The 22,600-nt window shown below is 66.1% G+C and carries 22 protein-coding genes; 13 read left to right on the top strand and 9 right to left on the bottom strand.

What is annotated here, in order from left to right; all coding sequences use genetic code 11:
• Positions 1–91: 91 nt before the first annotated feature.
• The 6 genes from EJO71_RS05110 to accD are packed head-to-tail and all read left to right on the top strand — an operon-like array spanning position 92 to position 7,583.
• Positions 92–2,953: a FimV/HubP family polar landmark protein gene (locus EJO71_RS05110; RefSeq protein ID WP_125947837.1), complete on the top strand. Its 2,862-nt coding sequence runs from the start codon at positions 92–94 to the stop codon at positions 2,951–2,953.
• A gap of 42 nt (positions 2,954–2,995) precedes the next feature.
• Positions 2,996–3,808 (top strand): tRNA pseudouridine(38-40) synthase TruA, encoded by an 813-nt coding sequence (truA, locus tag EJO71_RS05115; RefSeq protein WP_125947836.1) that lies wholly within the window; start codon positions 2,996–2,998, stop codon positions 3,806–3,808.
• On the top strand, positions 3,805–4,506 hold the full coding sequence (locus EJO71_RS05120; protein WP_125947835.1) for a phosphoribosylanthranilate isomerase: 702 nt from the start codon (positions 3,805–3,807) through the stop codon (positions 4,504–4,506). The genes truA and EJO71_RS05120 overlap by 4 nt, the downstream gene beginning before the upstream one ends.
• A gap of 48 nt (positions 4,507–4,554) precedes the next feature.
• Positions 4,555–5,841, top strand: a complete 1,287-nt coding sequence (gene trpB, locus EJO71_RS05125) for a tryptophan synthase subunit beta (RefSeq protein ID WP_125947834.1) — start codon at positions 4,555–4,557, stop codon at positions 5,839–5,841.
• Positions 5,841–6,686, top strand: a complete 846-nt coding sequence (gene trpA, locus EJO71_RS05130; protein WP_125947833.1) for a tryptophan synthase subunit alpha — start codon at positions 5,841–5,843, stop codon at positions 6,684–6,686. Before trpB ends, trpA begins: the two co-directional genes overlap by 1 nt.
• 24 nt (positions 6,687–6,710) lie before the next feature.
• Positions 6,711–7,583: an acetyl-CoA carboxylase, carboxyltransferase subunit beta gene (gene accD, locus EJO71_RS05135; protein ID WP_012746558.1), complete on the top strand. Its 873-nt coding sequence runs from the start codon at positions 6,711–6,713 to the stop codon at positions 7,581–7,583.
• 72 nt (positions 7,584–7,655) lie between these two features.
• Here accD and EJO71_RS05140 read toward each other — a convergent pair whose 3' ends face one another.
• Complete coding sequence (locus tag EJO71_RS05140) at positions 7,656–8,216, bottom strand: YggT family protein (RefSeq protein WP_093204985.1); 561 nt, start codon at positions 8,214–8,216, stop codon at positions 7,656–7,658.
• A gap of 88 nt (positions 8,217–8,304) precedes the next feature.
• Here EJO71_RS05140 and EJO71_RS05145 point away from each other — a divergent pair, with 88 nt between their 5' ends.
• From EJO71_RS05145 to EJO71_RS05175, 7 genes are all read left to right on the top strand, one after another.
• Positions 8,305–9,270 carry a glycosyltransferase gene (locus tag EJO71_RS05145; protein ID WP_164546766.1) on the top strand — a complete coding sequence of 322 codons (966 nt, stop codon included), beginning with the start codon at positions 8,305–8,307 and terminating at the stop codon, positions 9,268–9,270.
• On the top strand, positions 9,267–9,923 hold the full coding sequence (locus EJO71_RS05150; RefSeq protein ID WP_125947831.1) for an LON peptidase substrate-binding domain-containing protein: 657 nt from the start codon (positions 9,267–9,269) through the stop codon (positions 9,921–9,923). Before EJO71_RS05145 ends, EJO71_RS05150 begins: the two co-directional genes overlap by 4 nt.
• A gap of 1 nt (position 9,924) precedes the next feature.
• The gene (locus EJO71_RS05155) at positions 9,925–11,265 is read left to right on the top strand and encodes a hypothetical protein (RefSeq protein WP_125947830.1); all 1,341 of its coding nucleotides are present in this window, start codon (positions 9,925–9,927) and stop codon (positions 11,263–11,265) included.
• A 128-nt stretch (positions 11,266–11,393) separates the two neighbouring features.
• Positions 11,394–12,941, top strand: a complete 1,548-nt coding sequence (gene lysS, locus EJO71_RS05160; protein WP_125947829.1) for a lysine--tRNA ligase — start codon at positions 11,394–11,396, stop codon at positions 12,939–12,941.
• Positions 12,938–14,215 (top strand): Hsp70 family protein, encoded by a 1,278-nt coding sequence (locus tag EJO71_RS05165; RefSeq protein WP_240651294.1) that lies wholly within the window; start codon positions 12,938–12,940, stop codon positions 14,213–14,215. Before lysS ends, EJO71_RS05165 begins: the two co-directional genes overlap by 4 nt.
• Positions 14,212–14,733 (top strand): M48 family metallopeptidase, encoded by a 522-nt coding sequence (locus EJO71_RS05170; RefSeq protein WP_125947827.1) that lies wholly within the window; start codon positions 14,212–14,214, stop codon positions 14,731–14,733. The genes EJO71_RS05165 and EJO71_RS05170 overlap by 4 nt, the downstream gene beginning before the upstream one ends.
• Positions 14,734–14,770: 37 nt before the next feature.
• A complete protein-coding gene (locus EJO71_RS05175; RefSeq protein WP_125947826.1) occupies positions 14,771–15,457 on the top strand; it encodes a class I SAM-dependent methyltransferase in 687 nt (228 codons plus the stop codon).
• A 23-nt stretch (positions 15,458–15,480) separates the two neighbouring features.
• Here the strand turns inward: EJO71_RS05175 and EJO71_RS05180 are convergent, their stop codons facing one another.
• The 8 genes from EJO71_RS05180 to rnc all read right to left on the bottom strand — a co-directional run bounded on the left by EJO71_RS05180 (position 15,481) and on the right by rnc (position 22,591).
• A complete protein-coding gene (locus tag EJO71_RS05180) occupies positions 15,481–16,353 on the bottom strand; it encodes a hypothetical protein (protein WP_125947825.1) in 873 nt (290 codons plus the stop codon).
• A gap of 23 nt (positions 16,354–16,376) precedes the next feature.
• Positions 16,377–17,726 carry a galactosyl transferase GMA12/MNN10 family protein gene (locus EJO71_RS05185; protein ID WP_125947824.1) on the bottom strand — a complete coding sequence of 450 codons (1,350 nt, stop codon included), beginning with the start codon at positions 17,724–17,726 and terminating at the stop codon, positions 16,377–16,379.
• A gap of 4 nt (positions 17,727–17,730) precedes the next feature.
• Positions 17,731–18,834 carry a beta-N-acetylhexosaminidase gene (gene nagZ / locus EJO71_RS05190; RefSeq protein ID WP_125947823.1) on the bottom strand — a complete coding sequence of 368 codons (1,104 nt, stop codon included), beginning with the start codon at positions 18,832–18,834 and terminating at the stop codon, positions 17,731–17,733.
• On the bottom strand, positions 18,831–19,223 hold the full coding sequence (gene acpS / locus EJO71_RS05195) for a holo-ACP synthase (RefSeq protein WP_093205005.1): 393 nt from the start codon (positions 19,221–19,223) through the stop codon (positions 18,831–18,833). The genes nagZ and acpS overlap by 4 nt, the downstream gene beginning before the upstream one ends.
• 13 nt (positions 19,224–19,236) lie before the next feature.
• The gene (locus EJO71_RS05200; protein WP_125947822.1) at positions 19,237–20,034 is read right to left on the bottom strand and encodes a pyridoxine 5'-phosphate synthase; all 798 of its coding nucleotides are present in this window, start codon (positions 20,032–20,034) and stop codon (positions 19,237–19,239) included.
• Complete coding sequence (gene recO, locus EJO71_RS05205) at positions 20,031–20,801, bottom strand: DNA repair protein RecO (protein WP_125947821.1); 771 nt, start codon at positions 20,799–20,801, stop codon at positions 20,031–20,033. The genes EJO71_RS05200 and recO overlap by 4 nt, the downstream gene beginning before the upstream one ends.
• Before the next feature lie 130 nt (positions 20,802–20,931).
• Complete coding sequence (gene era / locus EJO71_RS05210; protein WP_125947820.1) at positions 20,932–21,897, bottom strand: GTPase Era; 966 nt, start codon at positions 21,895–21,897, stop codon at positions 20,932–20,934.
• A 7-nt stretch (positions 21,898–21,904) separates the two neighbouring features.
• Entirely contained in the window at positions 21,905–22,591 is a 687-nt protein-coding gene (gene rnc, locus EJO71_RS05215) for a ribonuclease III (RefSeq protein ID WP_093205016.1), read from the bottom strand.
• Positions 22,592–22,600: the final 9 nt, after the last annotated feature.

A 22,600-nucleotide genomic window follows, 5' to 3' on the forward strand; every position in this document is an offset into this window, starting at 1 on the left:
CTGGGTAGAACAAGCGCATTGCCTTGTCAGTGCCCAGTGATGATGCTAACGTCCTCTTACAAATTCCGGGCCTGAGCCGCCCCCTATCAGCATGACAAGACATCTGTTGCCTGCGGCCAGCCCATCGGCTGCTCGCCCGCCTCTTCCTTCGAACGGTTGGCGCCTTTCCATTCTTGGCGCGGCGGCAGCCGTGGCCTTGGGCATCGCAAGCACCGATGCAAGCGCCTTCGCGCTGGGCCAGCTGAAGGTGCAGTCGGCCCTCGGCGAACCCTTGCGCGCCGAGATCGACGTGACCGAAATCGCGGCCAACGAGGCGGACGGCCTGAAGATCAACATCGCGACCGCCGAGGCCTTCAAGAACGCAGGCGTTCCGTACAACTCGGCACTCAGCGACGTCAAGGCGACGCTGCAGCGCCGCGCTGGCGGCCAGTACGTGGTGCGCCTGAGCGGCAATCGCCCGATGAACGATCCGTTCATCGACCTGCTGGTCGAAGCCAACGGCTCGTCTGGCCGCATCGTGCGCGACTACACCGTGCTGCTCGATCCGCCAGCCACGCGCCAGGCGACGACCAGCGCGCCGGCCGCTCCCATTTCGCCCCAGATCACCGCGCCCGTCGAGCGCGCAGCCCCCGCGGCTCGCGCGCGCCGCGAACGCCCTCCCGTGGTGGCCGCGCCTTCGGCGGCCCCTGCCGCTCCGGCCGCGACCGCACCAGCGCCCGCCGCGCCAGCCCCTGCTGCTGCCGCCGCACCGGCTCGCAGCGCTGGCGGGGAACAGGTCACCGTGCAGCGCGGCGACACCGCCGGCAAGATCGCCGCAGCCCACAAACCGGCTGACGTGTCGCTCGACCAGATGCTGGTTGCGCTGCTGATGGCCAATCCCGACGCATTCGTCGGCGGCAACGTCAACCGCATGCGCGCCGGCGCGGTGCTCGATCTGCCGAGCGCCGCCGAGGCATCCGCGGTTCCGCCGGCCGAAGCCCGTCGCACGGTCACGGCACAAAGCCGCGACTTCGGCTCCTACCGCCAGCGCCTGGCCGACAACGCGCCGACCTCGAACGTCGCAGCTGCGAGCCGCAAGGCCTCGGGCAAGGTGCAGGCCAACGTCGAGGACCGCAATGCAGCGGCCAGCTCGCCCGACAAGCTCACGATCTCGCAAGGCAACGCAGCCACCCGCGCCGCCGACGAGAAGGTCGCGCAGAACCGTCAGGCTCAGGACAGCAGCAACCGCGTCGCGGAGTTGTCGAAGAACATCAACGAGCTGAACAAGCTCAAGGCGACGGCAGGCACCGGCTCGTCCGCCGCCGCACCCGCCGCTGCACCGGCACCGGCAACGCCGGGCATCCCGGTTCCGGCACCCAACACCAGCGCAACGATCACGCCCCCGGCCGCGAGCCCGGCACCGGCTCCCGCCGCCGCTGCACCAGTCGCACCTCCGGCACCGGCCCCGGTCGCCGCGGCAGCACCTGCCGCCGCTCCGGCCGCAGCAGCGCCAAGCCCCGCACCGACGCCCGAAGCCACGGCGCCGGCAGCTCCCGCTGCTGCAGCCACTCCAGCCGCCGAGGCACCTGCCGCAACCGCCACGCCACCGGTGGCAGCCGACGCCACCGCGACTCCCGCTGCTGCAGCTGCAAGCGCCGCAGTGGCCGCCGCACCGAAGCCGGCCGTGAAGAAGCCGGCACCGCCTCCCCCGCCGCCGGAACCCACCTTCCTCGAGGAACTGCTGGACAACCCGCTGATGCTGGCCGGCGCTGCGCTGATCGCGCTGCTGGTCGGCTTCCTGCTGTACCGCGTGCTGGGCCGCCGGCGCGAGGAAATGAGCGAAAGCGTGTTCCTCGAAAGCCGCATTCCGAAGGACTCGTTCTTCGGCGCCAGCGGTGGCGAATCGGTGGACACCAAGCACCGCGGTGACTCCACCGTCTCGTCGCTGTCGTACTCGCCGAGCCAGCTCGACGCGGGCGATGTCGACCCGGTCGCCGAAGCCGACGTGTACCTGGCTTACGGCCGCGACCTGCAGGCGGAGGAAATCCTGCGCGAAGCGCTGCGCCTGAACCCCGACCGCACCGCCATCCACCTCAAGCTGCTCGAGATCCACGCCAAGCGCCGCGACGTGCGCGCCTACGAAAGCCTTGCCACCGAAGTGCACAAGCTGACCGGCGGCCTCGGTTCCGACTGGAACCGCGTGGTCGACATGGGCAAGGACCTCGATCCGGGCAACCCGCTGTATGAATCGGGCACGCCCCGCAGTGGTGGCGGCGCCAGCGCCGCCGAGACGGCCGCCTTCGCGGGCGCCCTTGCCGCGGCCGCCAAGCCGGCAGTTGCCCCCGCCCCGGTGTCGCCGCCAGTGGCTGTCGCGCCGCCCGCCTTCGTGCCCTCGGTCGCACCGCTGGACTTCGACCTCGACCTGACCACTCCGCCGGCACCCTCGCCCGCACCGGCACCGGTGCCGCAACACGCGCCTGTCGGCGCCAGCCTGCCGAAGTCGGTCTATGCACCCGCTCCGACGACGGCGCGGCCGGCCGCCCCGCTGTCGAACGGCCATGCTCCGACAACGCCCGTCGACCTCGAGAACGACTTCGACACGGCCCCCGGCGCGCTGTCTGCAGACACGCTGCCCGGTTCGCTGAGCCTGAGCGACGCGGAACACAACACCCGCCCCGCCATGCTGCGCAATGCGCTGCCGGCCGATTCGGGCTTCATCGAGTTCGACATGAGCGCACTGGCTGGCCTGCCGGCTGCCCGTCCGGCCGAAGTCACCAAGCCTGCGGCGGTTGCCGTTGCTGCGCACAACGACGAAGGCGACGACAGCCCGCACGCTGTCAAGCTGTCGCTCGCCCGCGAACTGCAAGCCATCGGCGACGTCGAAGGCGCACGTTCGCTGGTCGAGGAAGTCGAAGCCGAAAGCGCCGGCGACCTCAAGTCGCAAGCCCGTCAACTGCTCGCGGAACTGCGCTGAGCGCGCGACTGCCGCCGCGCTCTTCCGTTCCCTGAATTCGTGGTGAGGCTGGCGCTCGGCATCCGGTACAACGGCCAGGCATACGAGGGCTGGCAGAGCCAGCGCTCGGGCCGCACGGTGCAGGACAAGCTCGAGGCCGCCCTCACCAAATTCGCCGCACAGCCCATCAGCACGCTGTGCGCAGGTCGCACCGACGCCGGCGTGCATGCCCTGATGCAGGTAGTGCACTTCGACACCACCGTCGAGCGCGAGCCCTTCTCCTGGATGCGCGGCACCAACCGCTTCCTGCCCGACGACATCGCGGTGCAGTGGGCGCACCCGGTGCCCGACGAATTCCACTGCCGCGCCAGTGCCCTGGCGCGCCGCTATGTCTACGTTCTTTCGCAGTCGCCGGTGCGGCCCAGCCTGGATTCGGGCCGGGTCGGCTGGTCGATGCATCCGCTGGACGGCGATGCGATGCGCGCAGCGGCAGCGCTGCTGATCGGCCAGCACGACTTCAGCTCGTTCCGCGCCTCGGCCTGCCAGGCGCGCTCGCCGGTCAAGGACCTCCGGCGCATCGAGATCACGCGCGTTGGCAGTGGCGAACGCTGCCGCTGGCATTTCGAATTCGAGGCCGACGCCTTCCTGCACCACATGATCCGCAACCTGATGGGTTGCCTCGTGCGCATCGGTCGTGGCGACGAGCGGCCCGAATGGATCTCCGAAGTGCTCGAGGCGCGCAGCCGAAAGGTGGCAGCACCCACCTTCTCCGCCGACGGCCTGTACTTCCTGGGCCCGTTGTACGACGCCAAGTGGGGTCTGCCGGACGAAGCCACGCTGCAGGCCGGCGGGGCTCCGTATGATGGCCCGCCATGAGCGCGCCCTTCCTGCCCCGCACCCGCATCAAGATCTGCGGCCTGACCCGTGAAGCCGATGTCGATGCGGCGATCGAAGCCGGTGCCGACGCGATCGGCTTCGTCCTGTATCCGAAGAGCCCCCGCGCCGTGACTGTCGAACGCGCGGCCGAACTCGCATCGCGCCTGCCGCCGTTCATCACGCCGGTCCTGCTGTTCGTGAACGAGGACGCTCCCAAAGTCATAGCATCGCTCGCCCAGGTGAAGGGCTCCATCGCGCAGTTCCACGGTGAAGAGACGCCGCAGCAGTGCGAGGAAGCCACCGGCCCGGGCCGGTTCCGCTACATGCGCGCCGCCCGCATTCCGCTGGGGGATGCCGGGGCCGGCTTCGACCTCGTAAAATACGCGTCCGATTACTCCCACGCCCAGGCCATCCTGCTCGACGCGCATGTCGACGGTTATGGCGGTGGCGGCAAGGCATTCGATTGGTCACTTCTTCCACCCGCCGTCGACGCTCACCTCGTCTTGAGTGGTGGGCTCACACTTGCAAACGTGAGCGATGGCATTCGCATCCTGCGGACGCGTTGCAAGACGCTGTCCGTTGATGTGAGCTCGGGCGTCGAAATCGACGGTCCCGGGAACAAGGGCCTCAAGGACGCCGGAAAGATCCGGCAATTCGTCGCAGCTGTCAGGGCTGCCGACGCGTCCTTCTCCAGTTAGCCGCCGCAGCCGATCGTTTGTCGGGCTGCGGCCCACCGATCGAGAACCATGCAAAGCCAATTCCAGGACTACCAGCAACCCGACGCCACCGGCCACTTCGGCAACTACGGCGGCACCTTCGCGAGCGAAACGCTCACCCACGCGATCAACGAACTGCGCGATGCGTACGCCAAGTTCAAGGACGATCCGGCGTTCCTCGCGGAATTCCACTACGAGCTCAAGCACTTCGTCGGCCGCCCCTCGCCGATCTACCACGCGGCGCGCACCAGCCGCGAGATGGGCGGCGCACAGATCTACCTGAAGCGCGAAGACCTGAACCACACCGGCGCGCACAAGATCAACAACGTGATCGGCCAGGCGATGCTCGCGCGCCGCATGGGCAAGCCCCGCGTCATCGCCGAGACCGGCGCCGGCCAGCACGGCGTGGCCACCGCCACCATCTGCGCGCGCTACGGCCTCGAGTGCGTGGTCTACATGGGCAGCCAGGACGTGAAGCGCCAGAGCCCGAATGTCTACCGCATGAACCTGCTCGGCGCGACCGTGGTGCCCGTCGAATCCGGCAGCAAGACGCTGAAGGACGCGCTCAACGAGGCGATGCGCGACTGGGTCACGAACGTGGAAAACACCTTCTACATCATCGGCACCGTCGCCGGTCCGCACCCCTACCCGACCATGGTGCGCGACTTCCAGAGCGTGATCGGCACCGAGTGCATCGAGCAGATGCCCGCCATGCTCGCGGCCGACGGCATCACCGGCGAAGCCGAGGGCAAGCAGCCCGACGTGGTGATCGCCTGCGTGGGCGGCGGCAGCAACGCGATGGGCATCTTCCACCCCTACATCCCGTTCGCGGGCACGCGCCTGATCGGTGTCGAGGCAGCGGGCGAAGGGCTCGACAGCGGCAAGCACTCGGCTTCCATCCTGCGCGGCAGCCCCGGCGTGCTGCACGGCAACCGCACCTACCTGCTGCAGAACGAGGACGGCCAGATCACCGAGACCCACAGCATCAGCGCGGGCCTCGACTACCCGGGCGTGGGCCCCGAGCACGCGTACCTGGCCGACATCGGCCGCGCCGAATACGTCGGCATCACCGACACCGAGGCGCTCGACGCCTTCCACTACCTGTGCCGCACGGAGGGCATCATTCCCGCGCTCGAATCCAGCCACGCCGTGGCCCACGCGCTGAAGCTCGCGAAGACCATGCGCCCCGACCAGTCGATCCTGGTGAACCTCTCGGGCCGCGGCGACAAGGACATCGGCACCGTCGCCGACCTGTCTGGCTTCGACTTCTATGACCGCCCCTCGATGCGCGGTTTGAGCGTGAAGGGAGGCAAGTGATGAGCCGCATTGCAGCCACTTTCGAGGCACTGAAGAAGGAAGGCCGACGCGCTCTCATCCCGTACGTGACCGCAGGCTTCCCCTTCGCCGACATCACGCCCGAACTGATGCACGGCATGGTCGAGGCCGGTGCCGACGTGATCGAACTGGGCGTGCCCTTCTCCGACCCGATGGCCGACGGCCCCGTGATCCAGAAGGCCGGCGAAGCCGCGCTGGCGCTGGGCGTCGGCATGAAGCAGGTACTCGCCATCGTCGCCGCCTTCCGCAAGACCGACACGACCACGCCCGTGGTGCTGATGGGCTATGCCAACCCGGTCGAACGCTACGACCTCGTGCACGGCAAGAAGGCCTTCATCCGTGACGCAGTCGCTGCCGGCGTCGACGGCCTGCTGGTGGTCGACTATCCGCCCGAGGAATGCGAGGACTTCGCCGGCGAGCTGAAGGCCGCCGGCATCGACCTGATCTTCCTGCTGGCCCCCACCAGCACCGACGAGCGCATGGCGCAGGTCGCGCGCATTGCCAGCGGCTACGTCTACTACGTGTCGCTCAAGGGCGTGACCGGTGCCGGCCACCTCGACACCGAAGCCGTCGGCCAGATGATTCCGCGCATCCGCCAGCATGTGAGCATCCCGGTCGGCGTGGGCTTCGGCATCCGCGACGCGCGTACCGCGCAGGCGGTCGGCTCGGCCGCGGATGCGGTCGTGATCGGCACGAAGATCATTCAACTCATCGAAGACCAACCGCGCGAGAAGGTCGTGCCGGCGGTGCGCGAATTCCTCGCGGGCATCCGCGAGGCGCTCGACGCCCTGCCCGCCGCGACGGCCAAGAACGCGGCTGGTCGATAATCACCGCCAACACAAGGAGCCCCCATGAGCTGGCTTGAAAAACTGCTACCCGCCAAGATCGCCCAAACCGACCCGTCCGAGCGCCGCCAGGTGCCCGAGGGCCTGTGGATCAAGTGCCCCGCCTGCGAGACCGTTCTGTACAAGACCGACCTTGAGCACAACCAGAACGTCTGCCCCAGCTGCAGCCACCACCACCGCATCGGCGCCCGCGCGCGGCTCGACGCGTTCCTCGACGCCGAGGGCCGCTACGAAGTCGGCCAGGAAGTGCTGCCGGTCGACGCCCTGAAGTTCAAGGACAGCCGCAAGTACCCCGAGCGCCTGAAGGAAGCCCTGGAAAACACTGGCGAAACCGACGCGCTGGTCGTCATGGGCGGCTCGGTGCACAGCATCAGCGTCGTCGTGGCGTGCTTCGAGTTCGAATTCATGGGCGGCTCCATGGGCAGCGTGGTCGGCGAGCGCTTCGTGCGCGGTGTCGAGACCGCCATCGAGCAGAAGGTGCCGTTCATCTGCTTCACCGCCACTGGCGGTGCGCGCATGCAGGAAGGCCTGCTCTCGCTGATGCAGATGGCCAAGACGAACGCAGCGCTCACGCGCCTGGCAAAGAAGGGCCTGCCCTACATCAGCGTCCTGACCGACCCGACCATGGGCGGCGTGTCCGCCGGCTTCGCCTTCGTGGGCGACGTGGTGATCGCCGAGCCCAAGGCGCTGATCGGCTTCGCCGGCCCGCGCGTGATCGAATCGACCGTGCGCGTGACGCTGCCCGAAGGCTTCCAGCGTGCCGAGTTCCTGCAGACCAAGGGCGCGATCGACTTCATCAGCGACCGCCGCGAACTGCGCAAGACCATCGCCAGCACGCTTGCCATGCTGCTGCGCCAGCCGGCCGATGCGGTGAGCTGAAGAACGAACGGCAATCAAGGCAAAAGGGCCCGGGTGCGATGCATCCGGGCCCTTTTGCTTGGGGCTCAAAACTCAGAAGGTCAGCTGATACGCGAACACCAGCAGGTTGCCCAGCACGATCGCGATCACCTGCAGCACCACGATGGCAGCCAGCGGCGAAAGATCGACCCCGCCAATCAGCGGAATGAAGCGGCGAAACGGCCGCACCAGCGGTTCGGCCAGGCGGGAGATCAGGTCGAGCAGCATCGGCGATGCGCCCGGAATCCACGACAGCACCGCGTAGACCACCAGCAACGCGGTCAGGCCCGAGATGGCCAGTTGCATCAGCCCCACCAGCGACACCAGCGGCAAGGTGGCGATGCGCCCCAGGTTGCCTACCAGCAGCCACAGCAGCAGGAACTTCAGCATCACCAGCAGCCACGCAGCAATCAGGCTCGCCAGGTCCCAGCGCTTCACCGCGGGCACGATGCGCCGCAGCGGCAGCACGATCCAGTCGGTGATGGCGAACACGAAGCGCCCGAGCGGGTTGCCGAAGGGCACCCGGTGGTACTGCATGTAGAGCCTCAGCAGGCAGGCACCGCCGAGCAGGCCGACGATCACGTCGAGAAGGAACGAAGGTATCTGGTACAACATGTCGTTGGAGAAAAGGTGCAGTTGCACGACTGCCCCGATTCTGGCCCACAAGCGCCTCGGCATCATCCACACTGCCCTACGGAACACCATGCCTTTGCTGAGCGTCGTTCTGCCCACCTACAACAGCGGCGAACTGGTCATCGAAACACTGCAGTCGCTGCTGGCACAAACCTTCACCGATTTCGAATTGCTCGTCATGGACGATGCCAGCTCGGACGGCACCTGGGAGCGGCTGGGTGGCTTCGATGATCCACGCATCCGCCTGCACCGCAACGCCTGCAACGTCGGCCTCCCCACCAACATGAACATCGCCATGGCGATGGCCAAGGGCAAGTACCTGGCACGCGTCGACCACGACGACTGCGCGATGCCAGAGCGCTTTGCACGGCAAGTCGACTTCCTCGAGAAGAACCCCGATATCACCGTCGTTGGCAGCCAGCTTGAGCATTTCCAGGACGAAGCGGGCATCACAGGCCTGCCGCTGGACGATGCGACCATCAAGGCGCGCATGGTGGAGGGTTTCGATTACCTGGCCAACCAGAGCACCCTTGGGCGACTGGACTTCTATCGCGCACATGCCCTCCGGTACGACCCGAACCTGTACGTGGTCGACGACCTGGGTTTCTGGATGGACTGCATGCTGCACGGCGCGCGCTTCGCCAACCTGCCCGAGGCGCTGACGCGCTACCGCATTCACCCGAACATGACCTCGCGTACCCTGCGCCTCGACCGGCTGTACGCGTCGAAGGACCGCATCTACCGGCGTTTTCTGCCATTGCTGTTCCCGCGCCTCCAGGGACAAGACTGCGAGTATCTGCTGACGCTGTACCGTAGCGCCGAAGACATGCCGCAGACCCTGGCCCATATGGTGGCCCTGCATCGCGCGGCCCGCAACGCGCTGTCTGAAATCGACACTCGCTGGGGCCAGAGTGCCTCCGCCTGCCGGGAGTCGATCGTGAATCTGTTGAATCACGCACGCCAGGGTTTCGAGGCGCGGGGGATACTGGGCGCAGGACACGCGGCAGTCCTCGATCTGATCTTTCAATCCGAATGACTTCGGCGTCATGGCCGAAGGCCCTCAACGTGCACATTCCTCTTTTCCCGCTCGGGACAGTCTTGTTTCCCGGCGGCTTGCTCCCACTGCGCATCTTCGAGGTCCGCTATCTCGACATGATCGGCAAATGCCGCAAGGCCGATGTGCCCTTCGGAGTGGTGAGCCTCACCAGCGGCAGCGAAGTGCGCAAGGCCGGCGCCGATGCGGAGAGCTTCGCCGCCATCGGCACGCTGGCCATGATCCGCGAGTTCGAGTCGCCGCAAAGCGGCCTGCTGCAGATCGAATGCTTAGGCACGCAACGCTTTCGGGTTCGCAGCCACGAGCTGCAGAAGCACGGCCTGTGGGTCGCCGAAGTCGAGGCGGTGAACGACGACATCGCGCTCGAGATTCCCGACGACCTGCGTCACACATCTACTGCGCTGCAGCGCCTGATCGGGACGCTCGAGGAGCGGCGCCAAGCCCAGGGCGGCACGATGCGGCTGCCCATCGGCGAGCCCTACCGCTTCGACGATTGCGGCTGGGTGGCCAACCGCTGGTGCGAGTTGGTGCCCATGCAACTCGAACTGCGGCAGCGCCTGATGGAGCTCGACAGCCCGCTGATGCGGCTGGAGCTGGTCAGCGATCTGCTGGCCCGCACCGGCATCACCGAATAGCATGCACGCGCAGCACGCCCGCTTTCACTCGATCATGCTGCGCGCGGATGCCGAGGCGCTGCTCGACAACCATCGCATCTATTGCGAGCGCTGGGGCTACGAACACCTTCGGCATGCCATCGGGAGCCCGCACAACAGCCCGCGCACCCTGCTCGTCTACAAGTACAGCGTCATATTCCACGCAGTGACGGATTCGCCGCCAGACGCGTTGCTGATCTTTGCCGATGACGATGCAGCCATCTATTCGCCGATTGCCGCCCATGACGTGATCGGCGACGCGACGCACTGGATCGCCGAGAACGCGCACACGCACCGCCCCGAGGGCAACTTCTTCATGCTGCGCGCCGGCCCTGCTGCCACCGCGATGATCGAGGGTATTCTCGAGCGTTTGCGCACGATGCCCGATACGGGAGTAGACCGCTGGGCGCACATCGAACTGGAGGGCCTCTCTGCTCAGGCTCATGGCGCCTTGCTCGATGGCCGGCATTTCCCGAACCTGCTGTTCGCGCCTTTCGGCCATCATCTGCCCGACATTTCCACCTTCGTACTTTCGTTGAACCCCACGGCTCACGCCAATGTCCACGACGGGCGACTTGCAAGTCTTTTCGTCGAGCACCTGAACGCGTCCCTGCAGCGCGGCACGCCCCTCTTCGACAATCATCTGCTGCAGCCTTTGCAGGCACTTCCTGCCTACGAGGTGCAAGACCCGGGGCGTCCGGTGGCGTTGCTGACCAGCTATACGCCGAACATCGCATGCTATGCCTCGATCTCGGAGCGCAATCTTTCCAGCTACGCCGCACGGCACGGATACACGCATCACATCTATCGGGATCTACCAGCCGCCCTTCAAGGCCAACTGGCCGGCAATTGGATCAAGCCGCAATTGCTGCTGCGCCACTTGAAGGAGCATGAACAGGTCGCCTGGGTTGACGCCGACATCCTGATTCACCATCCCGAGCGCCCTCTCGACTCGATCTTGCGGGGCCGTCCGGTCGCGCTGGCGCGCGATATCTCCGGCCATGCGTTCAACAGCGGCTTCATGGTGTTTTCGCAAACGCCCGAATGCCTTGCCTACCTCGAGCGGGTGCAGGCAATGATCGACGAGGTCCACGACAAGAACGGCGTCTACGCGTCGGGTGGCGACCAGACCTTCTTCATCTCTGCCTGGCACGAGGCTGGCGGCGCGACCGCCATGCCGCTTTCGGACTGCGTTTCCTTCAATTCGCATCCGGCCCTCTACGACGAGAACAGCTTCATGCTGCACTACATGGGCTACGCGGATCGCTTCAGGACATTGGTCATGAACGAGGATGCACGGCGGATAGAACTACAGCTTGCCTGAATAGTTTGCTACCTTTTCAATAGCAACTTATGCACATCTGACGCGCGATAGAGGCGGTTTTACGCAACGCCCGATCGGCTAAAATGCGAGCCCCGCGCACGCTCCCGGTTGCGCGCTACCCGCCTCCCATGTCCGATCAAAAGACCCCTCCGCCTCCTCCGCCCCCCGTCGACGAAAACCAGCTCATCGCGGAACGCCGCGAAAAGCTCAAGCTGCTGCGCACGGCGCAGGCCGAGGGCAAGGGTGTCGCGTTCCCCAACGACTTCAAGCCGGGCCACCGCGCGGCGGCGCTCGTCGAGGCACATGACGCCACCGAGGCCGAAGCACTCGAAGCACAGGCCGTCGAAGTCAGCGTGGCCGGCCGCATGATGCTCAAGCGCGTGATGGGCAAGGCCAGCTTTGCCACCCTGCAGGACGCCACCAGCCGCATTCAGCTCTACGTGACGCGCGACGCCGTCGGCGAAGAAACGTATGCCGAATTCAAGCGCTGGGACCTGGGCGACATCCTCGGCGCCGAAGGCACGCTGATGAAGACCAAGACCGGCGAGCTGTCGGTCAAGGTCACGAAGCTGCGCCTGCTCACCAAGAGCCTGCGCCCGCTGCCCGACAAGTTCCACGGCATGGCCGACCAGGAACAGAAGTACCGCCAGCGCTATGTCGACCTGATCACCGACGAATCGGCGCGCGTGCGCTTCACCGCCCGCAGCAAGGCCGTGAGCGCGCTGCGCGAGTTCATGGTGGCCAACGACTTCCTCGAAGTCGAGACGCCCATGCTCCACCCGATTCCAGGCGGCGCGAACGCCAAGCCCTTCAAGACGCACCACAACGCACTCGACCAGGAGATGTTCCTGCGCATCGCGCCCGAGCTGTATCTCAAGCGCCTGATCGTCGGCGGCTTCGAGCGCGTGTTCGAAATCAACCGGAGCTACCGCAACGAGGGCATCTCGGTGCGGCACAACCCCGAGTTCACGATGATGGAGTTCTACGCGGCCTACTGGAACTACCGCGACCTGATGGACTTCACCGAGACGCTGATCCGCACCATCGCCGACAAGGCCGTGGGTACGCAGCAGCTCACCTACCAGGGCAAGCCGGTCGACCTGACGCAGCCCTTCGAACGCCTGACGATCCGCGAGGCGATCCTGAAGTACACCGACGCGGAAGGCGTGGCTCAGGGCGTGGACGACGGCGCCTGGCTCATCGCCGCCCTGCGCAAGATCGGCCTGAGCGAAGAGAAGGACAAGCTCTCGCAGCGCAGCCTCGCCAGCCTGCAGGTGATGTACTTCGAGGAAACCGTCGAAGAGAAGCTCTGGCAGCCGACCTTCATCATGGAGCACCCGACCGAGATCTCGCCGCTGGCGCGCGCCAACGACGAGCGCCCCGAGGTCACCGAGCGCTTCGAGCTGTACATCACCGGCCGCGAGTTCGGCAACGGCTTCAGCGAGCTGAACGACGCCGAGGACCAGGCCGCGCGCTTCAACGCGCAGGTGGCCGCCAAGGACAGCGGCGATGACGAAGCCATGTACTACGACCACGACTTCGTGCGCGCCCTCGAATACGGCATGCCGCCCACCGGCGGCTGCGGCATCGGCATCGACCGGCTGATGATGCTGCTGACCGATTCGCCGAGCATCCGCGACGTGATCCTGTTCCCGGCGCTGCGCAGGGAATCTTGAACGTGAAGGCACCGTCGTCGTTGCCGACGATCGGCATCGACTTCGGCACCTCCAACTCCGCCGTCGCCTGCCGCATCAACGGCGAAGCCCGCCTTCTGCCTATCGAAGGCGCAGCCACCACCCTGCCCACAGCGATCTTCTTCAACGCAGAAGACCGCAAGACCCACTTCGGGCGCGACGCCATCGGCCAATACCTCTCGGGCACCGAGGGCCGGCTGATGCGCTCACTGAAGAGCCTGCTCGGCAGCGCGCTGATGCAGGAGAAGACCGCCATCTACGACGGCCTCGTGAGCTTCGAGGACATCATCGCGCGCTTCCTGCGCGAACTGGCCATGCGCGCCAGCCGCGAGTTGGGCCAGATGCCCGAGCGCGTGGTGATCGGGCGCCCGGTGCATTTCGTGGACGACGATCCGAAGCGCGACGAACGCGCGGAAGAAAGCCTGCGCGTCGCGGCGCGCGCCGCGGGCTTTCGCGAGATTGCGTTCCAGCTCGAACCCATCGCGGCCGCCTTCGACTACGAACAGCGCGTTGCCAAGGAGTCGATCGTGCTCATCGTCGACATCGGCGGCGGCACCTCCGACTTCACCGTCGTGCGCGTCGGCCCCGAGCGTGCCGCGCGAGAGGATCGCAGCGACGACGTGCTGGCCACCAGCGGCGTGCACATCGGCGGTACCGACTTCGACCAGCGGCTGAATCTCGAGCGCGTGATGCCGCAATTCGGCTTCCGCCACCACGGCCCGCAGGGGCGCGAGGTACCCAGCAAGGTGTTCTTCGAGCTGTCTTCGTGGCACCTGATCAACTGGCTCTACGCCGCCAAGGCAGTGAGGCAGGCGAAGGAACTGCGCACAAGCTACAGCGACACGCGGCTGCACGACCGGCTGATGGCCGTGCTCGAGGAACGGCACGGCCACCGCATCGCGAGCGCGGTGGAAGCGGCCAAGATCGACGTGTCGCTGAGCGACGCGCCGACTGCCATCGACCTCGACTGCGCCGAACGAGGCCTCGCGGCCTCGCTCACGCCGGACGACATGGCGCAGCAGCTGGCGACCCCGCTGGAGAACGTGATCGCCTGCGCGCACGCCTGCGTCAAGCGCGCGGGCCTGCGCAGCGGCGACCTCGACGCGATCTACCTTACCGGTGGCTCGTCCGCGCTGCGGCCGTTCCAGCACGCTCTGCGCAAGAGCTTCGCGGGCGTGAACCTGGTCGAGGGCGACCTGTTTGGCGGCGTGGCCACCGGGCTGGCCTGCGCGGCGCGCACGGAGCGCCGCGCATGAAATACCTGGCGGGCTATCCGGCGTCCTTGCTGGACCAGGTCCGCCAGTTGATCGCCGAGGACAAGCTCGCCGCGCTGCTCGACAAGCGCTATCCGGACGGGGTGCACAACGTGCAGACCGACCGTGCGCTGTACGAGTACGTGAGCGAGCTCAAGAGCGAGTTCATGCGCAAGGCCGAACCGCTGTCCAAGGTGATGTTCGACAACAAGCTGCATGTGATCCGCAACGCGCTGGGCACGCACACCACGGTGTCGCGCGTGCAGGGCGGCAAGCTCAAGGCGAAGCGGGAGATACGGGTGGCCAGCCTGTTCAAGGACGTGCCTCTCGCGTGGCTGCGGATGATTGTTGTGCACGAGTTGGCACATATGAAGGAACGTGAGCACGACAAGGCGTTTTACGCACTGTGCATGCACATGGAGCCGGACTACCATCGGCTTGAATTCGATCTGCGGCTCTACCTGACCCACATGGAAACCGGCGGTCAGCCCCTCTGGTCGACGGTCCCGAAGGCACCGTGAACGCCCATCCTGTCTGTCTCCCTTGATCGACCGCCCCATGTCCACGCAGCCCGCTGAAGCCGTCTTCTCGAATATCTTCGCCGCCAACACCTGGGGATCGATGGAGAGCGTATCGGGCGCAGGTTCGGAGTTGAGCAACACCGCGCAGATCATTCGCGAACTGCCGGCACTCCTTCGCGAACTGCGCGTACAGACGTTTCTCGACCTGCCTTGCGGGGATTTCAACTGGATGCAGCACGTCGATCTCGAAGACATCGACTACTTGGGAGCGGACATCGTCGACGAGCTCGTGCAACGCAATAACGAGCGCTTCGGCCGCCCCGGCCGGCGCTTCGGCAAGCTCGATCTGCTCACGGGCGGGTTGCCCGAGGTCGACTTGGTACTGTGCCGAGACTGCCTTTTCCATTTCTCGCACGCGGATGTGTTCCGGGCGCTGCACGCGCTGGTCGACAGCCGCTCCCAATGGTTGCTGACGACCACCTTCACCTACCGCACGCTGCCGCGCAACGGAGAGATCGAGACAGGCGGCTGGACGCCCATCAATCTCGAGATGCCCCCGTACAACCTGCCGCCGCCACGCCGCCTGATCGTCGAAGGCAATGTGACCGAAGCGATCATCTATCCGTCGCTGGAGGGTTCCCCGAGATTTCCGCAGACAGATCGCTGCCTGGGCCTCTGGCTGCTGGACGACGTGCGGGAGACACTGGCGCGCATCGGGCGCTGAAAGACCTCACGCCCGAGCGGCCGTCAGGTCGATACCGCGGCCTCGACCTCGTCGATGCCTGCAACAGCCAGCCAATGGCAATAGCCCCCTGAGGTGCGCCGGTCGATGTCGCCCAGCGCCATGCCGGCGTACTTGCCGGCGCGGAACTGGTGCTTGGACCAGTACTGGTCGGTATGCCACGCATGGATGTGCAGTACATCGCTGCCGATCACGCGACTCGCGTAGGGCAAGTGATCGAGCAGGCCAAGGGAACATTGCTGCGGGTAGGTTCGACGCAGGGCCAGCTCGCCCGCATACATCGTGACCACGTTCTTGCACCAGCCCGGCCACTGCCCCTGAAAGTGGCGAAACTCCTCGTCGAGCAGCCTGTTGCAATAGTCGAGCTGGGCTTCCACGAAATTGCAGACGAATTCGGATGGGCCGAGCACGGAAGCTCCGACGTTGTGCAGCCCGGAATGAGGAAAGCCCCACCGTGCACTGCACTCCGAGAGCTTGCGACGCACCTCCTCTTCATAGGCGTACGCGCCGAAACCAAAGCACAGGCCCGTGGGTGTGAAGCTCGTGAGTGCCGGCGTGACGAAGGTATCGCAGTCGGTCTTCAGCACGGAGTCGTACTTCCTGCACTCCTCGATCACGGCTGGCTCGCACAGGTTGGCCACCGAATTGATGAAGCCGTAGCCGATCCAGTCGGTGTTGCGCTCCACATAGGGCACGCTCGGGATCACGACGATCCGGTCGTCCTCGGGCAGTGCAGCGACAGCATCCGGGTGACAGACCGCAATGATCTTCGCGCGTGAAAACAGGTTCGAGAAGATCATGCTTTTGTAGAGCCATGAAAACTCGTCGATGATTTCCTGCTTGTTGTCGATGTAGACCAGCACGCCCATCGTCGCCATATCGATTCCTCCCGTTGGAGACGCTACCGGATCCGCTGCGAGCGGACATCCATGGCGGCCATGTAGGCAGAGCGGTAGGGCTCGCCGAGATTGATGAAGTGCACCAGCAGGGTTTCATTGCCTGCCAGATGCGGAGGCGTGTTGATGCTGAGGTTGTCCAGAATGTGCGGCTCGGCGACAAGCCCTTCTTCAGTCAGCACCTCGTTCGTGTAGTACTGGTCGCCCTGGCTGCTGTAGACGCCTGACTTGTCGGCCACACCGCCGATGCGCTCCCAGATGCGATCGAGCAGGCGTGCGTTGGCGGGCGTGTTGCGAAAACCCATGACGCCGGAGTTGAACTGCCAGCCGCCGATGTCCTTGGCGAGCAGAAGGTCACGGCCTTCCAACAGCGGCTCGATGCGCCTGGCCTGGTTGTAGAAGATGGCGTCCGCGTCCACCCAGATGACCCAAGCGTGGTGGGCCAGATGCTGGTTGATGAGCCAGCTGCGAATCCACGAGCCGTTGATGTTCGGCCCGATGGATTCAGGAATATCGCGGTACACGTGATAGGCATACCCGTGCCGTTCGCAATAGCGGCGCACGTTGTGCTCGGACACGCGAGCATAGGTCTGGATATGCGGCGTATAGAGCGTCAGGAAAGCGATCGGCGCTTCGGGGTTGTAGCTGTCCATCGCCGCTTTCGACGGCTCCGGGTAGGCCGGCTGCTGCAGAACCGGGCGCCCCTGCATCAGCGCCTCGTTGACCTGGTCCACCAGCATGCGCTGCAGGTTCAGGTCGTGCAGCATGTCATCGCTCAACTCGCCGTTCGCCTCGACCGGCAATGGCCCCAGGTTGACCACGAAGATCGGCGCCTGATACCACTGCGCGATACGCCAGGACACATTGACGTAGACCCCCGCCTCCATGGCATTGCAGCCAAGCAACCCGGCAGGCCGCAGGCGCGCGGCCTCGTCGATGTGCTTGGCAGCCCGGGCGATCACGTACCCCGAATCGACGATCAGCGCATGCAGCATGGCTCGATTGGCCGCGGTGTTGCGCACGACCATCATGTTGGTCATGGCCAAGCCAGTCCGGCTGCCCACCGGCGGGCCTTCGGCCGCAAGCAGGTCGCGCTCCCGCATGAGGACGTCGACCGCAATGGGATGGAAAACCACCGAATTGCCATCCAGGAACAGCAGCCAGTCACCCTCAGCCAACTTGCGCAGGTGGCGCAAGATTTCGCTGTACTTCACGCTGTCGCGAAGCGCCGGGTGCAGAACGCGGTCACTCTCGACCCACTGGTGGGGGTAGCCGTAGAGCCTGCAGTAGTACGCGTGGTTGCGCAGAACCTCTTCTTCATCCCGGCGCTGGAGGAAACTGAGGCACAACGGCATGGCTCTACTCCAGCAGGCTGGTCTGAGCCAGCAGGCGCCTGGCACCGCGATAGCCTGCGGAACCCATCAGCCTGTCCCACGAGGGCGCAGGGCCGTCTGGCAACAACCCCTGCCGCCGCGTTTCGCTGCGCGCATCGGGCTGCCAACGTTGCGTGCGCGCCGCAAACGCGAAGCCGTCGAGCATTTCATCCAAAGGCGCGCCCCCCCCAACGCTCTGGTTGCACAACAACGCCATGTCGCACCCCGCTTCGAGCGCCGCCAGCGCCGCGTCGGTAAAACTGAGCAGCTCACCGTCGATATAGCGCCCCGCCTCCATGCTCAAGTCATCGCTGAACACAGCGCCATCGAAGGCGAAACGCTTCCGCAGGATTTCTCCGAGCCATTTCGAAGAAAAACCCGCCGGCCGCTTGTCGACCTTCGGATAGATCACGTGCGCCGGCATCACAGCCGCGAGCGAGCCCGACAGCCAGTCGTACGGCCGCGCATCGTCGGCCAGGATGACCTTGAGGCCGCGCTTGTCCACCGGAATCTCGACGTGCGAATCGGCTTGCACGAAGCCGTGCCCCGGAAAGTGCTTGCCGCAGTTGCGCATGCCCATCTGCAGCATGCCGTGCATCACGCTCTTGGCCAGCAGCGCCACCACGCGTGGGTCGCGATGGAAGCTGCGGTTACCAATCACGCTGCTGCCGCCGTAATCGAGGTCGAGCACCGGTGCGAAGCTGAAATCGACGCCGCAGGCGCGCAGCTCGCCAGCAAGCACCTGCCCGACTGCGGTCGCAGCCTGGGTGGCGCGCATGGCGTCGCGCATCCACAGCTCGCCAAGCTCGCGCATCGACGGCAGGTGGGTGAAACCATCGGTGCGAAAGCGCTGCACGCGCCCACCCTCGTGGTCGACGCAGATCAGCAGGTCTGGCCGGATCGCCTTGATTTCGGCGTTGAGCGCGGTCATCTGCGCGCGATCCCGCCAATTGCGGGCGAAGTGGATCACGCCGCCGACGAGCGGGTTGGCAAGGCGCCGGCGGTCGGCATCGCCGAGTTCCGTACCCGCGACATCGATGATCAGCGGCGCATGGGAGTGTTCAGGGCGATCGGCAAGCCCGGCGGTCATATCTTCTCCACCACCACGAAGCTCGCGGCGTATTCGGTTTCGTCGGTCACGGTGACGTGGGCAGTGAGGCCCTGCGCCTCGAACCAGTCCTTCAGGCCGCCGTGCAGCACGATGACGGGCTTGCCGCTGCGCAGGTTGGCAATCTCGCACAGGCGCCAGCTCATGGGCATGCGCATGCCCAGCCCGATGGCCTTGCTAAAGGCCTCCTTGGCGGAAAAGCGGGTTGCCAGGTAGCTCAGGCCGCGCTTGGGCCAGCGTGCGCTGCGAGCCTGCCAGACCTTGAATTCGGCGTCGCTCAGCACCTTGCGGGCAAAGCGCTCGCCCTGGCGCTCGAAGGTCGCGGCGATACGACGCAGGTCGCAGATGTCGGTGCCAATGCCGTAGATCATGCGGCGCCAGCGTTCATTGTTGCTGCTGCTGCTGTTGCTGCTGCGCCTCGGCGATGCAGCGCAGGTAGTCGCGCGTGGTGGCCGTGTAGCCGAGCTCCAGCGCATCCGCCACGAAGGCATGGCCGATCGAGACTTCCTGCACGCCGGGCACGGCGCGCAGGAAAGCCGTCAGGTTGTCGCGGCTCAGGTCGTGGCCGGCATTGATGCCCAGGCCCGCGGCATGGGCCGCGCGCGCCGTGTCGACATAGCGCTGGAGAACGGCCTGCCCGTTCGGGGTGCCGCGCGATGCGGCATAGCCTTCGGTGTAGAGCTCGACGCGGTCGGCGCCCACGGCCTTGACCGCAGCCATCATCTCGGGGATCGGGTCCATGAACAGGCTGACGCGCACGCCCAGCGCCTTGGCTTCGGCGATCAGCGGACGCAGGCGCTCGGCGTCGTCGGGAAAGGTCCAGCCGTGGTCGCTGGTCGACTGGGTCTCGCTGTCGGGCACGAAGGTGGCCTGGTGCGGCTTCAGCGTACGCACGAAGTCCATCAGGTTCTGGAAGGGATTGCCCTCGATGTTGAACTCGATGCCCGGCCAATCTTTTGCGAGCAGCGCGGAAAGGTCGCTCACGTCGTGCGCGCGGATGTGACGGGCGTCCGGGCGAGGATGCACGGTGATGCCGTGTGCGCCGGCAGCCAGGCAGGCCTGGGCGGCCTTCACCACGCTTGGAATGCCCAGATGGCGCGTATTGCGCACCAGGGCGACCTTGTTGAGGTTGACGGACAGCGAGGTGGCGGCGGTGGTGCCGGCTTGGCCCGGAGTGCTCATAGTGCTTGCAGGTCTCTCATCATTTGCCGCGTACGCAGCGTGGACACGCCGCAATGGTAGTTGAGCAGCGCGCGCAGCTGGTTTCGCAGGGCACTGTTGCTGCCGGCGTTCATGGTGGCAATTTCACGCAACGTGGCGGTAAATGGGGCCCTGTCGTCCAGAACGGCCTGCAGGGCCTGCCAGTCGGCACCGGTCAGCGCAGCCTCGTCATCGCCGGCCTGGCGCAGGCCCGCCTCGGGAACGAGGCTGTAGCGCTCTTCGCCAGCGAGCGGCTCCAGCGTGAGGGTCTGGGCATCGAGCGAGGGCAGCAGGCCGACTCCGCGCAGCAGCAGCAGTTCGAAGGCGCGCAGCGCGGCCGCCTGGGTCGCGGCCTGGGCGCCGGCGTGCTCGCTTGCAAGCACCTGCACGACCCCGGCGTAGGCGTCGAACAGCGCCTCATGGGCATCGTCGCGCGCCAGCAGGCGCAGCAGCAGCTCGTTGACGTAGTAGCCCGACAGCAGCGCCTCGCCGGTCGGCATGACGTGCCCGCCCATCCATTCAGCGCCCTTGAGCGTGCGGATCTCGGCGTCGCCGCCGTAGTTGAGCTGCAGGGGCTGCAGCGGCAGCAACACCGGCCGGAAGTTGGAGCTCGGCCGCTTCGCACCCTTGGCCACGAGCGCGATGCGCCCGTGGTGGCGGGTGAAGACTTCGAGGATCAGGCTCGACTCGCTCCAGTCGTAGCGGTGGAGGACGTAAGCCGGCTCGTGCGAAACGCGGTGGGTGGCCATGTCAGAGCGCAATGAGGCATCGAGGTTTGAGGCCGGCAAACGCCGCGGAACCGGCTTTGCCAAGCCGCAGGCGTTGCCCCCAAGCAAGAGGGTTGGCGGCTACGCGAAGCGAGCGAGCCTGGGGGTTTGCTTATTCATAGCCGAACGAGCGCACGCGGGCTTCGTCGTCGGCCCAGCCCGAACGCACCTTCACCCACAGCTCGAGGAACACCTTGGCGTCGGCCAGTTTCTCGAGCTCGACGCGGGTTTCCATGCCGATGCGCTTGATGCGCTCGCCCTTGTCGCCGATCACCATGGCCTTGTGGCCGTCGCGCTCGACCACGATGGTGGCGGCGATGCGCAGCAGGCGCTTCTGGCCCTTCTTCTGGGGCGGTTCCTCGTCGAACTTGTCGATGACGACGGTCGAGGTGTAGGGCAGCTCGTCGCCGGTAAGGCGGAACAGTTTCTCGCGCACCAGCTCGCCAGCGAGGAACTTCTCGCTGCGGTCGGTCAGTTCGTCCTCGTCGTAGAACCAGGGCTGTTCGGGCAGGTACTTCTCGCAGATGCCGAACAGGCGCTCGACGTCCTTCGGGTTCTTGGCGGACATCGGCACGAACTCGGCGAACTCGTGCTTCTCCTGCATGCTCTTGAGCCAGGGCGCGATGTCGCCGCGGCGGTGCACGTTGTCGAGCTTGTTGGCCAGCAGCACGGTCGGGATGCCCTTGCCGAGCAGCTTGAGCACGCGCTCGTCGGCCTGGGTGAAGCTGCCCGCCTCGACCACGAACAGGATCAGGTCCACGTCGCCGACCGCGCCCTGCACGGTCTTGTTGAGCGACTTGTTCAGCGCGTTGGCGTGCAGGGTCTGGAAGCCCGGCGTGTCGACGAACACGAACTGCGTGGCGCCCAGCGTGCGCATGCCGGTGATGCGGTGGCGCGTGGTCTGCGCCTTGCGCGAGGTGATGCTGATCTTCTGGCCGACCAGCGCATTGAGCAGCGTCGACTTGCCCACGTTGGGCTTGCCGACGATGGCGATGAGGCCGCAGTGCTGGGGACCAGCGGCACCCTCGCCGCTGGCGGCGTCTTCGGGTTCCGCTACGGGATTGATAGCATCGTTCATTGTGATTTCACGCGGCGCCGCGTGCCTTGAGCCGGATCAACATGGCAGCGGCCGCCGCCTGCTCGCCGGCGCGGCGCGAGCCGCCGATGCCGCGTTCGCGAAAGCCCAGCTCGGGCACTTCGCACTCGACATCGAAAGTCTGCTTGTGTGCCGCGCCCAATGTGGCGGCCACGCGGTACACCGGCAGCTTCATTTTGTGACCCTGCAGCCATTCCTGCAATTCGGTCTTGGGATCCTTGGCCGCAGCCTCCATGCGCGGGTTGATCTCCACCGACTCGTAGAGCCGGTGCACCAGCGCCTGGGCGGCGGCAAAGCCGGCATCGAGATACACCGCGCCGATCAGCGCCTCGAGCGCGTCCGCCAGGATCGACGGCCGGTTCGGGCCGCCCGAGCGGGCCTCGCCCTCACCGAGCCGCAGCAGCGGCGACAGCGCCAGCCCCACCGCCAGGCGATGCAGGGTGTCCTGCTTGACGAGATTGGCCCGCACGCGCGACAGGTCGCCTTCGGGCAGGGCCGACAGGCGCATGTAGAGCAGGTGCGAGACCGCCAGGTTCAGCACCGAGTCGCCAAGGAATTCGAGGCGCTCGTTGTGGTCGGCCGAGAAGCTGCGGTGCGTGAGCGCGAGCTGCAGCAGCCGCGGGTCGGAGAAGGTGTGCTGCAGGCGTGCCTGCAACGCGGCGAGGCTGCCGTCCACCTTTTTGGG

The sequence above is a fragment of the Variovorax sp. 679 genome (assembly GCF_003952185.1).
Taxonomy (GTDB): domain Bacteria; phylum Pseudomonadota; class Gammaproteobacteria; order Burkholderiales; family Burkholderiaceae_C; genus Variovorax.

What these genes read in the sequence shown, in the direction of transcription:
- EJO71_RS05110 (WP_125947837.1), top strand. Translation starts at nt 92, where the DNA reads ATGACAAGACATCTGTTGCCTGCGGCCAGCCCATCGGCTGCTCGCCCG.
- EJO71_RS05120 (WP_125947835.1), top strand. Translation starts at nt 3,805, where the DNA reads ATGAGCGCGCCCTTCCTGCCCCGCACCCGCATCAAGATCTGCGGCCTG.
- trpB (WP_125947834.1), top strand. Translation starts at nt 4,555, where the DNA reads ATGCAAAGCCAATTCCAGGACTACCAGCAACCCGACGCCACCGGCCAC.
- trpA (WP_125947833.1), top strand. Translation starts at nt 5,841, where the DNA reads ATGAGCCGCATTGCAGCCACTTTCGAGGCACTGAAGAAGGAAGGCCGA.
- accD (WP_012746558.1), top strand. Translation starts at nt 6,711, where the DNA reads ATGAGCTGGCTTGAAAAACTGCTACCCGCCAAGATCGCCCAAACCGAC.
- EJO71_RS05140 (WP_093204985.1), bottom strand. Translation starts at nt 8,216, where the DNA reads ATGTTGTACCAGATACCTTCGTTCCTTCTCGACGTGATCGTCGGCCTG.
- EJO71_RS05145 (WP_164546766.1), top strand. Translation starts at nt 8,305, where the DNA reads ATGCCTTTGCTGAGCGTCGTTCTGCCCACCTACAACAGCGGCGAACTG.
- EJO71_RS05150 (WP_125947831.1), top strand. Translation starts at nt 9,267, where the DNA reads ATGACTTCGGCGTCATGGCCGAAGGCCCTCAACGTGCACATTCCTCTT.
- EJO71_RS05155 (WP_125947830.1), top strand. Translation starts at nt 9,925, where the DNA reads ATGCACGCGCAGCACGCCCGCTTTCACTCGATCATGCTGCGCGCGGAT.
- lysS (WP_125947829.1), top strand. Translation starts at nt 11,394, where the DNA reads ATGTCCGATCAAAAGACCCCTCCGCCTCCTCCGCCCCCCGTCGACGAA.
- EJO71_RS05170 (WP_125947827.1), top strand. Translation starts at nt 14,212, where the DNA reads ATGAAATACCTGGCGGGCTATCCGGCGTCCTTGCTGGACCAGGTCCGC.
- EJO71_RS05175 (WP_125947826.1), top strand. Translation starts at nt 14,771, where the DNA reads ATGTCCACGCAGCCCGCTGAAGCCGTCTTCTCGAATATCTTCGCCGCC.
- EJO71_RS05180 (WP_125947825.1), bottom strand. Translation starts at nt 16,353, where the DNA reads ATGGCGACGATGGGCGTGCTGGTCTACATCGACAACAAGCAGGAAATC.
- EJO71_RS05185 (WP_125947824.1), bottom strand. Translation starts at nt 17,726, where the DNA reads ATGCCGTTGTGCCTCAGTTTCCTCCAGCGCCGGGATGAAGAAGAGGTT.
- nagZ (WP_125947823.1), bottom strand. Translation starts at nt 18,834, where the DNA reads ATGACCGCCGGGCTTGCCGATCGCCCTGAACACTCCCATGCGCCGCTG.
- acpS (WP_093205005.1), bottom strand. Translation starts at nt 19,223, where the DNA reads ATGATCTACGGCATTGGCACCGACATCTGCGACCTGCGTCGTATCGCC.
- EJO71_RS05200 (WP_125947822.1), bottom strand. Translation starts at nt 20,034, where the DNA reads ATGAGCACTCCGGGCCAAGCCGGCACCACCGCCGCCACCTCGCTGTCC.
- recO (WP_125947821.1), bottom strand. Translation starts at nt 20,801, where the DNA reads ATGGCCACCCACCGCGTTTCGCACGAGCCGGCTTACGTCCTCCACCGC.
- era (WP_125947820.1), bottom strand. Translation starts at nt 21,897, where the DNA reads ATGAACGATGCTATCAATCCCGTAGCGGAACCCGAAGACGCCGCCAGC.